The following is a 12,603-nucleotide window of genomic DNA, read 5'->3' on the forward strand; positions in this document are numbered from 1 at the left end:
ATCGGGCCCTGCGGGGATCGATCTGATCGTCGACGCAGGGGATTCTTGCTTGTCCGGCGATCAGGCGCGCCCGGCGATCAGCCGCCGAGCTGGAAGCGGTTCCAGTCGGCCTCGTATTTGGCCGAGTAGGCCGCCGCCTGCTCCTCGTCGAGGATCAGCATGTTCTTGGCATTCTCCGGCGCGGTGACCAGAATCTTGCGCTGCGCCTCGCTCGCCTTGGCCGAGGCCGAACCCAGCGCCGGTCCGTAGGTGCCGGCATCGAGCAGCCGCGACTGCGCCTCTTCCGAGATGGCGTAGTTGATCGCCTCCATGCAGGCCTTCAGATGCGGCGTGCCCTTCAGCACCACCCAGGCATTGCCCCAGGCGATGCCGTCCTCGTAGGTCATCGCGATCGGTGCCTTCTCCTTGATGCCGGCCAGGATGCGGCCGGACCAGGCCGAGGACATCGCCAGTTCGCCGCTCGACAGGAGCTGCGGCGGCTGGGCGCCGGCATTCCACCACACCTTCACATGCGGCTTGATCTCGCGCAGCTTGTCGAAGGCCAGCTTGATCTTGTCGTCGGTGACCGGGAACACGTCCTTGCGCGCCACGCCGGCGGCGAGCAGGGCGGCTTCGTAGTTGTAGTAGAACTGCTTGTAGAGGCCGCGGGCGCCCGGGAAGGCCTTCACGTCCCAGAAGTCCTTCCAGCTCTTCGGGCCCTTGTCGGCCGGGAAGGCGCTGGTGTTCCAGGCGATCACGGTGGCGCCGGTCGAGGTGAAGATGCCCTTCGGGGTCACCCAGCCCGGATCGAGCGCCTTGGCGTTGGGGATCAGCGACATGTCGAGCGGTTCGAGCAGGTCCTTGCCCTGGGTCACGAAGCGGCCGCCGACATCGACGATGTCCCATTCCGGTGCGCCGGCTTCGACCATCGACTTGATCTTGGCATAGTTGGTCGGCGAGGCATGCGCGATCTCGATGCCCTTGGCCTTGGCGAAGGGGTCGAGCAGCGCGGTCTTCTCCAGCTCGCTGAGCGCACCGCCCCACGAGCAGAAGGTCAATGGCCGGCCCTGCGCCGCGGCGCGCCCGGCGAGGAACGCCGGCCCGGCCGCCAGGCCGGCGGCACCGATGGACAGCAATCTGCGTCTCGTCAGCATTTCTACCTCCCGTTCAGGCGGCACCCGCCGCGTTGACCGATCTGGCGGTCGATACCGCCGGCGGCGAAGCCCCCGGCGATGCCAGCCGCATCCAACGTCTCCGGCGGCTTCTGCCGCTCTTCTCGGTTTCGTCCGGCCGAAGCCGGTCTCACGCGCCGGCGGCACCCGCCGGCTTGTCCGTTACGCGACCGGCGCCGCCCCTCCCGTCACGCCGCCTCCGCGGGTGGCAGGATCGAGACGGCGGCGGCGTCCCAGCCGATGGCGATGCGATCGCCGGCCGGCACCTCGCCGGCGAAGCGGCGCGACCAGACCTCGTGACCGCCGTCGAGGCGCAGACGCAGGGCGGTGATCTCGCCGAGATAGACCCGCTCGATCACGCCGGCCTCGATGCCGCCCGCCGTGGCGCGGATCGCCTCCGGCCGGATCAGCGCCGAGGCTGCGGCTCCGACCTCGAGCCCGGCCGCGGCGCGGCCCTCGATCTCTGCGGAAAGCCCCGGCACGGCGAGCCGAGCGCGGCCGTCCGCGATCGCCGCGACGCGGCCCTCGATCAGGTTGGATTCGCCCAGGAACCGCGCCACGAAGGTGTCGACTGGGCGCTCGTAGAGGTCCGCGCCCGAACCGATCTGCACGATCCGCCCGCCGCGCATGACCGCGATCCGGTCGGACATGACCAGCGCCTCCTCCTGGTCGTGCGTCACGTAGATGGAGGTGCGCGGCCGGGCGAGATGCAGGCGGCGGATCTCCAGCTGCACCTCCTTGCGCAGCTGGCGGTCGAGCGCGCCGAGCGGCTCGTCCATCAGCAGGATGGCCGGCTCGATCACCATGGCGCGGGCGAGCGCGACGCGCTGCTGCTGGCCGCCGGACAGCTGCCGGATGGCGCGCCCGCCATAGCCCTCCAGCCGGACGAGGCGCAGGGCCTCGTCGACCCGCCGCCGAAGCTCGGCGCGCGGCACGTTGCGCACCTTGAGCCCGTAGGCGACGTTCTCGGCAACCGTCATATGCGGGAAGAGCGCGTAGTTCTGGAACACCATGCCCATGTTGCGCAGGCGCGGCGGCGCGGCCGTCACGTCGCGCCCGTCGACGATCAGCCGACCCGCGCTCGGCTCCAGATAGCCGGCGCAGATGTTGAGCAGCGTCGTCTTGCCGGAGCCCGACGGGCCGAGCAGGGTCAGGAACTCGCCCTGCGGGATGGCGAGATCGGTCGGCAGCAGCGCGCGGACCGGGCCGAAATGGCGGGCGATGCCCTCGAAGCGGACCGTGCTCATGCGGCGGCCCTCCGCGTCATCAGCCGGCTGACCAGCGCGGCGAGCAGGGCGAGTGTCAGCATGATGGTCGCGGCGACGGCGACGAGCGGCGTGTATTCCACCCGGATCTCCTCCCAGATGCGCACCGGCAGGGTCTTCACCGTCGGCCCGGACAGGAAGATCGACAGGACGACCTCGTCGAACGAGGTCACGAAGGCGAAGACCGCGCCGCCGATGACGCCCGGCGCGATCAGCGGCAGCGTCACGGTGCGGAAGATGCGCCAGGGGCCGGCCCCGAGCCCGGCCGCGGCCTGCAGCAGGCGCCGGTCGAGCCCGCCGAGCGAGACGCCGACATTGAGCACCACATAGGGCAGCGCCAGCATGGTATGGGCGAGCACCAGGGCGGTCAGGGTTCCGACCAGTCCGGCCGCCCGCGCCATGGCATAGAGCGCCACCGCGATCACGATCACCGGCGTCACCACCGGGCCGAGGAACAGGGCGCCGAACAGCAGCTTCAGGCGCGGGCCGCAGCGGTCGATGCCGAGCGCGGCGGCGGTGCCGGCGACGGCCGCGACGACCGTGGTCAGGGCGGCAACCTGAAGGCTCGTCACCAGCGTGCGCCGCCAGCTCGCATCGGCCGCGAAGGCCGTCCACCAGCGCAGCGACCAGGCCTCGGGCGGCAGCTTGATGAAGCTCTGCGCGCTGAAGGCGGCCGGCACGACCGCCATGATCGGCAGCACCAGATAGGCCGCCGTCAGGGCGACGAAACCATAGAGCCAGACGCGCCCGCTCATCGATGCGCCTCCGCGATCGCGCGCACCGAGACGAAGCGCCCGGCCAGGCCGACGACGATCAGGGCGGCGACCATCAGGACCATCGAGGCGGCCGCCGCCAGCGGCCAGTCGAGCCGCTCGTTGACCAGGCTGTCGATCAGCATGGACAGCGTCATGCTGGCCGGCCCGCCGAGCAGCGCCGGAGTGATGAAGAAGCCGAGCGCGAGCAGGAATACGAAGGTCGCCGCCGTCGCCACACCGCGCATGGACAGCGGCAGCAGGACCGACAGGAAGGTGCGCAGCCGCGAGGCGCCGAGCCCCTCGCTCGCCCGGATCAGCGCCGGATCGATGCGCAGCACCGCGGCATAGATCGGCAGCACCGCATAGGGCAGCAGCACCTGGACCATGCCGATCAGCACGCCGGTGCGGTTGAAGAGCAGCGACAGCGGCTGGTCGATCAGGCCGGAGCCGACCAGGACGCGGTTGATCGGCCCGTTGCGCTCCAGAAGCAGCATCCACGAGAAGGTCCGGACCAGCACGCTGATCCAGAGCGGGAACAGCACGCAGGCGAACAAGAGCGTTCGCCAGGCGGGGCCGATCCGGGTCAGCGCGAAGGCGGTCGGATAGGCGATCGCGATCGCCACCGCCGTCACGGTCGCGGAGACCACGAAGGTGTTGACGAAGACATGGCGGTAGATCGGATCGCCGAGGACTTCGAGATAGGCGGCGAGCGGCCCGGCCTTGGCCTCGAAGCTCATGGCGAAGAGGCGGACGAGCGGAGCCAGAAAGACGACCGCGACGACGACCAGGGCCGGCGCCATCAGCGCCGCCGCCGCCCCCTTTCCGGTCCCGCCCGCGCCGCTCATTTGCCGAGATCCTTCAGGATCTCGCGCGCCGCATTGTGGCCGACCACCGCGCCGACGCCGCCGCCCGGATGGGCCGAGGCGCCGCATTGATAGAGCCCGGCGATCGGGCTGCGGTAGTCGGCGTAATGCGGCGCGGGCCGCGACCAGAACAGTTGGTCGATCTGCAGTTCGCCGTGGAAGATATGGCCGTGCGGCGAGCCGATGATCCGCTCGATGTCCGGCGGGGTCAGCACCTGCATGCCGATGATGCCGTCCGAGAAGCCGGGCGCATGCTCGTCGACCACGCGCAGCGCGTTGCGGACGAATTCGTCCTTGCGCGTCTCCCAGTCGCCCTCGGCGAGCTTGTAGGGGGCGTGGCCGCCGAACAGGTGGACGACATGCTTGCCGGGCGGCGCGACGGTCTTGTCGACGAAGCTCGGTGTCACCGGCGTGATGAAGGGATCGGCCGACCAGCGCCCGTATTTGGCGTCGTCATAGGCCTTCTCCAGATATTCAATGGTCGGTCCGATATGGGTGTAGCTCGGATATTCGAAGCCGCAGACGGCGGGATCGAAGGCCGTGTATTGCGGCAGCCGCTCGCAGGCGATGTTGATCTTGAAGGCGCCCGAATAGGTCCGGTAGCTCTCGACATCGCGCACGAATTCCGACGGCAGCGCGGATTTGGGCAGGAATTTCAGGAAGGTCAGCTTGGCGGAGACGTTGCTCGCCACGATGCCGGCCTCGTAGCGGGTGCCGTCGGCGAGCGTGACGCCGGTCGCCCGGCCGTTCGCCGTGTCGATCGCCACCACCTCGGCCTCGGTGCGGATCTCGAGCCCCTTCTCGCGCCCCGAGGCCGCGATCGCCTGGGTGATGGTGCCCATGCCGCCGCGCACGAAGCCCCAGCCGCCCGCGCCGGCATGCTCGCCCATGACGTGATGGGTGATCACGTAGGCGGAGCCCGGACTTTTTGGCCCGGCCAAAGTGCCGATGCCGCAATAGTAGGCCAGGACCGCCTTCACCTCGGAGGATTCGAACCACTCCGACAGGTAGTCGTCCGCACTCATCGTGAAGAGGTCGATCAGCCGGAACAGTTTGCCGCCGACTTTCCGGTATTTCCACAGGAACGAGGCGGTCTGCTTGAACGACTTCCAGTCCCGGCAGGTCGGATCGGGCGGGGTTTCCAGCAGGATCTTGCGGACGATCGCGACCGATTCCATCAGATATTTATCGAATTCCGGATAGATCTCGGCATCCTTGCGGGAGAAGCGCGCGAAGCTCTTCTGCGTCTTCTCCATGGAATCGCTGAACAGGATGTGATTGCCGCCCGGCAGCGGCCCGAACATGTCGGAGGCCGGCAGCACCTCGAAGCCGAAGCGCCGGAGTTCCAGATCGGCGATGACCTTCGGATGCAGCAGGCTCATCAGGTAGCTGAAGACCGAGAACTTGAAGCCGGGGATGATCTCCTCGGTCACCGCCGCGCCGCCGATGACCGGCCGGCGCTCCAAGACCAGCGTCTTCAGCCCGGCCCGGGCCAGATAGCTGGCGCAGGTCAGTCCGTTGTGTCCCGCGCCGATCACGATCGCGTCGTAGCGTGCCGCCATGTGAGACCGCTCCTTGTCCGGTTTACAAATTAAGGGCTTCCCCTTACTATTTTTGTCAAGCTAAAAAAACGAGACCAAATTTTTACCGAGAGAAAATTATGGAAGCCCACAGACTGCGCCGCGCCGGTCGCCCCGCGCCGGCCGAATCGCCGCCCGAAGCCGCCACCGCGGAGCCGTCCGAACGGCGGATCGGCGGCGAGATCCGGACGCTCAGGAAGGCGCGCGGCTACACGCTCGCGGTGCTGGCCGAGAAGTGCGGCGTGTCGGTCGGCTATCTGAGCCTCATCGAACGGGACATGTCGACGCCGTCGATCAACACCCTGCACGCGATCAGCCGCGCGCTCGGGGTGACCATCAGCTGGTTCTTCGATGCCGGCGAGGTGCCGCCGGAGGAACGCGACCTGGTCGTGCGCCGCAACCGCCGCCGCCGGCTCGACTACTCGGCCGGCATCGTCGACGAACTGCTCAGCCCGTCGCTGGCCGGGCAGCTGGAACTGCTCGCCAGCCGCTTCCCGCCCGGCTCGTCCTCCGGCGACGCGCCCTATACGCATACCGGCGAGGAGGCGGGCGTGGTCCTGCGCGGCTCGCTCGAACTGTGGATCGACGGCAAGATTTTCCTGCTCGAAGCCGGCGACAGCTTCGGCTTCCCGAGCCACCTGCCGCACCGCTACCGCAACCCCGGCAACGAGGAGGCGGAGGTGATCTGGGCGATCACGCCGCCGAGCTACTGAAAGGCGCATGACCGCCATGGCACTCCCGATTCCGGCCCGAAACGTCTGGGAGGAGACGGCCGTCCCCGCCCCGCGCCTGGCGCCGCTCCTCACCGACGGGGTTGCCGAGGTCCTGATCGTCGGCGGCGGCTATCTCGGCCTGACGGCCGCGCTGCACCTCGCCGAGGCCGGCACCGACGCGATTCTGCTCGATGCCGAGGCGCCCGGCTGGGGCGCGTCGGGCCGCAATGGCGGGCAGATCATTCCGGGCCTGAAATACGATCCGGGCGAGCTGGAGGCGATGTTCGGCGCGGAGACCGGCGCCCGCATCGCGCGCTTCGCCGGGGCGACGGCCGACGCTGTCTTCGGCCTCGTCGAACGCCACGGCCTCGCCTGCGAGGCCCGGCGCACGGCCTGGGTGCAGGCGCTCCATTCCGAGGCCGCACTCGAACGCGCCCAGCGCCGCGCCGCCGACTGGCAAGGGCGCGGTGCCCCGGTCGACCTCCTCGACCGCGCCGGCGTGGCCGCCATCGCCGGGACCGACATCTATCGCGGCGCCTTCGTCGACCGGCGCGCCGGCGCGTTGCAGCCGCTCTCCTATGCCCGCGAACTGGCGCGCGTCGCGCTCGCCCAGGGCGCGCGCCTGCATGCCGGCCAGCGCGTCACCGGCCTGGAGCGGCACGGCCTCGGCTGGACGGCGACCACCGCCTCGGGCCGCCGCATCCGGGCGCAGCGCGTGATCATCGCCACCAATGCCTATTCGGACCGCCTGGTGCCGGGCCTCGCCCCCTCGGTAGTGGCGGCCAACTCGCTGCAGATCGCCACCGCGCCGATCCCGCCCGCCCTGCGCCCGACGCTGCTGCCCGGCGGCGAGGTGCTGTCCGATACCCGCCGCATCATCCGCTACTGGCGGCTCGACCGCGACGGCCGGCTGCTGCTCGGCGGCCGCGGCCCCTATCGCGAGCCGGGGCCGGAGGCCGACTGGGCGCATATCGTGCGCGACCTGCGCAAGCTGTTCCCGGCGCTCGACGGCATCCCGGTCACCCATCGCTGGGGCGGCCGGGTCGCGATCCATCCCGACTTCATGCCGCGCCTGCACCGGCCGGAACCGGGACTGACCATCGCGATCGGCTGCCAGGGCCGCGGCATCGGCCTGCAGACGGCCATGGGCATCGAGTTGGCCCGGCTCGACCGCGACCCGCGCGCCGAGCCGATCCTGCCGCCGACGCCGATCCGGCCGATCCCGTTCCATGCCTTCAAGGCGCTCGGCGTCACCGCCACCATCACGCTCTATCGCGCGCTCGATCGCCTCGGCATCGGGTGATCCATTCCGGGAGGAAGACCCTTGAGCTATGAGACCATCGAGGTCGACATCCGCGGCCGCATCGCCGTCCTGACCTTCAACCGCCCGAAGGTGCTGAATGCCTTCGACGGCGTCCTGGTCGACGAGACCATGGCGGCCCTGAAGGCGCTCGGCGCCGACGACCGCATTCTGGCCATCGTGGTGCGCGGCAGCGGCCGGGCCTTCTCGGCCGGCTTCGACCTGAAGGCCGGCGCCGCCACGGCCGGCAGCCGCACCCTGCCGGACTGGCGGCGGATGCTGGAGGCCGATTTCGACTTCATCATGGGCTTCTGGGACTGCCCGAAGCCGACCATCGCGGCCGTACACGGCTACTGCATCGGCGGCGCCTTCGAACTGTCGCTGGCCTGCGACGTGACGGTGGCGGCCGCCTCGACGCGCTTCGGCGCCCCGGAGGTCAAGTTCGGCTCCGGCGCGGTCGCGCTGCTGCTGCCCTGGATCGCCGGCCCCAAGGCCGCCAAGGAACTGCTGCTGACCGGCGACGACCGGCTCGACGCTGCCCGCGCACTGGCGCTCGGCATCGTCAACCACGTGGTGCCGGACGGAGAGGAGTTCGACCGGGCGATCGCCATCGCCGAGAGCATGGCGGCGGCGGCCCCGGCGGCTGTGCGGCTGACCAAGCTCGCCATCAATCGCAGCTTCGACGCCATGGGGCTCCGGGCGGCGCTCGCCGCCGCGCTGGAGCTGGACATCTATATCGAGGGGTCGGGCGGCCCCGAACGGGCCGAATTCGACCGCATCCGCCGCGACCAGGGCCTCAAGGCCGCGCTGGAATGGCGCGACGCGCGCTCGGCCTCCTGAGGGCAGACACGGCAACGCCCGGCCGGCGCCCGAGGATCAGGCGCCGGCCGGGCGATCGTTGCAGCGCAGGATGATTCCCTCACGCGATGGCCGGATCGCGTGAGGGCTCGATCGTCGTGGCCGTCAGACGGTTTCCGGCGTCAGGTCCGGCAGCACGGCCTCGATGCGGTCGCGGTGACGCTCCAGACCCGCGGGCAGCTTCAAGGCCGTGCCGAGCGCGTCGGCGGCTTCGTCGACGGCAAAGCCGGGCTGATCGGTCGCGATCTCGAACAGGACCCCGCCCGGCTCGCGGAAATAGACCGAGCGGAAGTAGTTGCGGTCGCGCTGCTCGGTGGTGCGGATGCCGTGGTTCTCGGCGAGCCGCGCGACCATAGCCTCCTGCTCGGCATCGTCCGCCGCCCGGAAGGCGACGTGATGCACCGAGCCGCCACCCGGCCGGGCCGGCAGGAACCCGCCGACCGCCTTGAGATCGACGATGCCGCCCTGGACGGCCCCGGGCGCGATGGTGCGCGTCAGGTTGCCCTCCTGGCCGCCGGCCTCGAAGCCGAGCACGTCGGTCAGGATCGCGGCGGTCGGCTCGCTGCGATCCAGCAGCAGCGTCACGCCGTGGAAGCCGCGCAGGGCGTGTTCGGCCGGCACTTCCGAGCCGTCCCAGGCCGGTTCAGCCTCCGCGCCCGGCACGGCGACGAGCGCCAGGCGCATGCCGTCGGGATCGCGGAACGGCAGCACGGTCTCGCCGAAGCGCTTCTCCGGCGCCTCATGCGGCACGCCGGCCTCGATGAAGCGCTGCGTCCACCAGCCGAGCGAACGGGCCGGGATGCGGTAGGCGGTCTCCTGCGTCTCGCCGAGGCCGAGCCGGCCCGGCGCCACGTTGGCCCAGGGGAAGAAGGTCAGGATCGTGCCGGGTTGGCCGACCGTGTCGCCGAAATAGAAGTGATAGGTGCCGGGATCGTCGAAATTGACGGTCTTCTTGACCAGCCGCTGGCCGAGCACGCGCGTGTAGAAATCGAGATTGCGGCGCGCCGGGCCGGCGATGGCGGTGACGTGATGGATGCCGTGTGTCATGGCGGAACCTCCTCGACCCGGCCACAACCGGGTGCCTTGATGGCTCCACAGATAGGCATCCCCGGCCGTCTGCGCATGCCTTTTCGATTGCACCGATGCAATGCTAGGATCGCCGAATAGCAATTCCTATTGCGTCATGGAAAGCGTCGGAGCGCGGCCGTGCCGGACACCGCCAAGTCTCTCGCCTGGGACGATTTCCGCGTGATCAAGGCGATCGCCGAGGCGCGCGCCCTGCCGGCCGCGGCGGCGAGCCTCGGCATCGACCATTCCACGGTGTTCCGCCGGCTGAACCAGATCGAGCGGGTGCTCGGCCTGCGCCTGTTCGATCGCATCCGCACCGGCTACGCGGTCACGGCGGCGGGCGAGGAAGTCGTCGGGCTGGCCCTGCGCATGGACGAGGAGATCACGGCCCTGACGCGCCGGATCGCAGGGCGCGCGCCGGACCCGAGCGGCGAGTTGCGCGTCACCACCAACGATTCCCTGCTGATCCACCTGCTGACGCCGCTCTTCGCCGTGTTCCGCCGACGCTATCCGCGCATCCGGCTCGACATCGTCATCGGCAACCGGGCGCTCGATCTGTCGCGGCGCGATTCCGACGTCGCCATCCGGGCGACCGACCGCCCGCCCGAAACCCTGGTCGGGCGCCGGATCGGCCGGATCGCCTGGGCGCTCTATGGCAGGGCGCAGGATTTCCCCGAACCGGGACCGGTTGCCGCGGCGCGGCTTGCGGACCGCGACTGGGTCGCGCTCGGCGACGCGCTCGGCGCCATCGCGGCGGTGCGCCATGCCCGCGAGCAGGTGGCGCCGGAGCGCCTCGCCTGCCGCGTCGACAGCGTGCTCGGCCTCGCCGAGGCGGTCGAGGCGGGCCTCGGCATCGGCCACCTGCCCTGCTTCGTCGGCGACCTGCGGCCCGGTCTCCTCCGGCTCGGGCCGCCGATCGAGGCCTTCGCGACCGATCTTTGGCTCCTGACCCATCCCGACCTGCGCCACGCCGCCCGCATCCGGGCTTTCCTGGAGGTGATGGGCGCCGAACTGACCCGCTGCCGGCCGCTCCTGGAAGGCCATGCGGTTTCGCACGGGATCGCGGCGGACGCCGACCCGGCCTGATCGCAGGCAAGTTGCCCGGGCAAGCCGCCCGGGCACGCGCCCGCCGGGGCGGGCCCTCAGGACGGGACCTCCGGCGAACCTTCAAGGCCACGTGCAGGCGCTCCGACCGATCCGACGGTTGCCTCACCGTTACGGGTCCCGGCAGGTCGCTTATCTCGCCCACCATGTCGCCGGGATGCTGCCGCGTTCCCGCTTTCCGCCCGAAACTGTCACGAGCCGGCGACTGCGCGCCGTCGCGCCCGTCGCCCACGATCCCGCGTCCCCGGCCGCCGCCGACCGGCGGGCACCCGGGCCAATGCCCGCCCTCAAGGAGAGATGCGCCGATGCCGGTCGTCGAATTCATCCATGCGCTGTCCTTCGACGACCTGCCGCCGGCGGTCCGGTCGGCGGCGCAGCGCTGCCTGCTCGACCTGATCGGCGTGGCCGCGGCCGGCCGCAAGACCGATCTCGCCCGCATCGTGCTCAACCATGCCGTCCGCCAGTTCGGCCCGGGCGAGGGCCGCGGCGCGCGCCTGCTGTTCGACGGGCGCCGGGCCTCGGAGGTCGGCGCCGCCTTCGCGGGTGCTTCGCTGATCGACAGCTACGATGCCCATGACGGCCATGCCCTGACCAAGGGCCATGCCGGCGTCGCCATCCTGCCGGCCATCCTGGCCTATTGGGATGCCGGCGGCCTGACCATCGACGACCGCGAACTCCTGACCGCGATCGTGCTCGGCTACGAGATCGCGACCCGGGCCGGCATCGCCCTGCATGCCTCGGCCTGCGACTACCACACCTCCGGTGCCTGGAATGCGATCGCCTGCGCGGCCCTCGGCGCGCGCCTGCTCGGCCTCTCCAACGCGGCGACGCGCGAGGCGCTCGGCATCGCCGAGTATCACGGGCCGCGCAGCCAGATGATGCGCTGCATCGACTTCCCGACCATGGTCAAGGACGGCTCCGGCTGGGGCGCGCTCGCCGGCGTCTCGGCCGCCTTCCTGGCCGCCGACGGCTTCACCGGCGCCCCGGCGATCACCCTGGAGGCGTCCGAACAGGCCGCACTCTGGGCCGATCTCGGCCGGCGCTGGACGATCGAGGAGCAGTATTTCAAGCCCTATCCGGTCTGCCGCTGGGCGCAGCCGTCGATCGAGGCGGCGCGCGGCCTGATGCGGGAACACGGCCTCACCGGCGCGGATGTCGCCGATGTCGAGGTGCGCAGCTTCGCGGCAGCCATCCGGCTGGCCAGTGCTCGGCCCGCGACCACCGAAGAGGCCCAATACAGCCTGCCCTTCCCGCTCGCCTCAGCGATTCTGCGCGGCCGGGTCGGCGCCGACGAGATCGTCGGGGCCGGACTGACCGACGCGGCCGTGCTGGCGCTGTCCGAGCGCATCCGCCTCGTCGTCGATCCCGAAATCGAGGCCCGCTTTCCGGCCGAGCGCTTCGCCGTCGTCACCCTGACCACCCGCGACGGCCGGACCGTGACATCGCCCTGGACGGTCGCCCGCGGCGGCCCGCTCAATCCGCTCGACTCCACCGAGATCGTCGAGAAATACCGCAGTTCGACCGCCCATCTCGGCCCGGTCCGCGCGCATCTGATCGAGAACACCGTGCTGGCGCTCGGCACCGGCCTGGCCCACGCCGTCGACCACCTGCGCGACCTGGTGCTCGAGGCCGCCGACGCGCCGGCAACCCCGGCCAGGACCATCGTCGGGTAAAGGACCGATCCCCGATTTCCAGCGCGATCATCCGGTCCGGCCCCACCCCCCGCCTTCGGACCGGCGGTCCATCAGGGCACGCCAGTCCGCGGCCCTCATCCGCCCTTCGGGCACCTTCTCCCGGGGGGAGAAGGGGAAGGAGCCGGGGGTTCGGATCTGGGACTGTTTCGTATATTCCATCAACGGGTTATCCCCTTCTCCCTCCGGAGGGGGGAGAAGGTGGCCGAAGGCCGGATGAGGGGGTCGATGCCGCAGTCCGGCCCAAGGCTTCCG

11 protein-coding genes are annotated in these 12,603 nt (G+C 70.6%); 5 read left to right on the plus strand and 6 right to left on the minus strand.

What is annotated here, in order from left to right; genetic code table 11:
* Positions 1-77: 77 nt before the first annotated feature.
* From KL771_RS04055 to KL771_RS04075, 5 genes are all read right to left on the minus strand, one after another.
* Positions 78-1,133, minus strand: coding sequence for an ABC transporter substrate-binding protein (locus tag KL771_RS04055; protein WP_261967278.1), 1,056 nt, complete (start codon positions 1,131-1,133; stop codon positions 78-80).
* A 206-nt stretch (positions 1,134-1,339) separates the two neighbouring features.
* Complete coding sequence (locus tag KL771_RS04060) at positions 1,340-2,398, minus strand: ABC transporter ATP-binding protein (protein ID WP_261967279.1); 1,059 nt, start codon at positions 2,396-2,398, stop codon at positions 1,340-1,342.
* A complete protein-coding gene (locus KL771_RS04065) occupies positions 2,395-3,171 on the minus strand; it encodes an ABC transporter permease (RefSeq protein WP_261967280.1) in 777 nt (258 codons plus the stop codon). The genes KL771_RS04060 and KL771_RS04065 overlap by 4 nt, the downstream gene beginning before the upstream one ends.
* Positions 3,168-4,016: an ABC transporter permease gene (locus tag KL771_RS04070; RefSeq protein ID WP_261967281.1), complete on the minus strand. Its 849-nt coding sequence runs from the start codon at positions 4,014-4,016 to the stop codon at positions 3,168-3,170. Before KL771_RS04070 ends, KL771_RS04065 begins: the two co-directional genes overlap by 4 nt.
* Positions 4,013-5,596 (minus strand): phytoene desaturase family protein, encoded by a 1,584-nt coding sequence (locus tag KL771_RS04075; RefSeq protein ID WP_261967282.1) that lies wholly within the window; start codon positions 5,594-5,596, stop codon positions 4,013-4,015. Before KL771_RS04075 ends, KL771_RS04070 begins: the two co-directional genes overlap by 4 nt.
* Positions 5,597-5,694: 98 nt before the next feature.
* On the opposite strand from KL771_RS04075, the gene KL771_RS04080 reads away from it, so the two are divergent.
* From KL771_RS04080 to KL771_RS04090, 3 genes are read left to right on the plus strand one after another with little or no spacing between them, the layout of a single operon-like run.
* Positions 5,695-6,327, plus strand: coding sequence for a helix-turn-helix domain-containing protein (locus KL771_RS04080; protein WP_261967283.1), 633 nt, complete (start codon positions 5,695-5,697; stop codon positions 6,325-6,327).
* Positions 6,328-6,343: 16 nt separating this feature from the next.
* The gene (locus KL771_RS04085) at positions 6,344-7,630 is read left to right on the plus strand and encodes an NAD(P)/FAD-dependent oxidoreductase (RefSeq protein WP_261967284.1); all 1,287 of its coding nucleotides are present in this window, start codon (positions 6,344-6,346) and stop codon (positions 7,628-7,630) included.
* A 21-nt stretch (positions 7,631-7,651) separates the two neighbouring features.
* A complete protein-coding gene (locus KL771_RS04090; RefSeq protein ID WP_261967285.1) occupies positions 7,652-8,467 on the plus strand; it encodes an enoyl-CoA hydratase/isomerase family protein in 816 nt (271 codons plus the stop codon).
* A 123-nt stretch (positions 8,468-8,590) separates the two neighbouring features.
* Here the strand turns inward: KL771_RS04090 and KL771_RS04095 are convergent, their stop codons facing one another.
* Positions 8,591-9,532, minus strand: coding sequence for a ring-cleaving dioxygenase (locus tag KL771_RS04095; protein ID WP_261967286.1), 942 nt, complete (start codon positions 9,530-9,532; stop codon positions 8,591-8,593).
* A gap of 159 nt (positions 9,533-9,691) precedes the next feature.
* Here KL771_RS04095 and KL771_RS04100 point away from each other — a divergent pair, with 159 nt between their 5' ends.
* Both KL771_RS04100 and KL771_RS04105 read left to right on the plus strand, forming a co-directional pair.
* Complete coding sequence (locus tag KL771_RS04100) at positions 9,692-10,639, plus strand: LysR family transcriptional regulator (protein WP_261967287.1); 948 nt, start codon at positions 9,692-9,694, stop codon at positions 10,637-10,639.
* Between the two features lie 323 nt (positions 10,640-10,962).
* Entirely contained in the window at positions 10,963-12,330 is a 1,368-nt protein-coding gene (locus KL771_RS04105) for an MmgE/PrpD family protein (RefSeq protein WP_261967288.1), read from the plus strand.
* Positions 12,331-12,603: the final 273 nt, after the last annotated feature.

It is taken from the genome of Prosthecodimorpha staleyi (assembly GCF_018729455.1).
Classification (GTDB): Bacteria; Pseudomonadota; Alphaproteobacteria; order Rhizobiales; family Ancalomicrobiaceae; genus Prosthecodimorpha; species Prosthecodimorpha staleyi.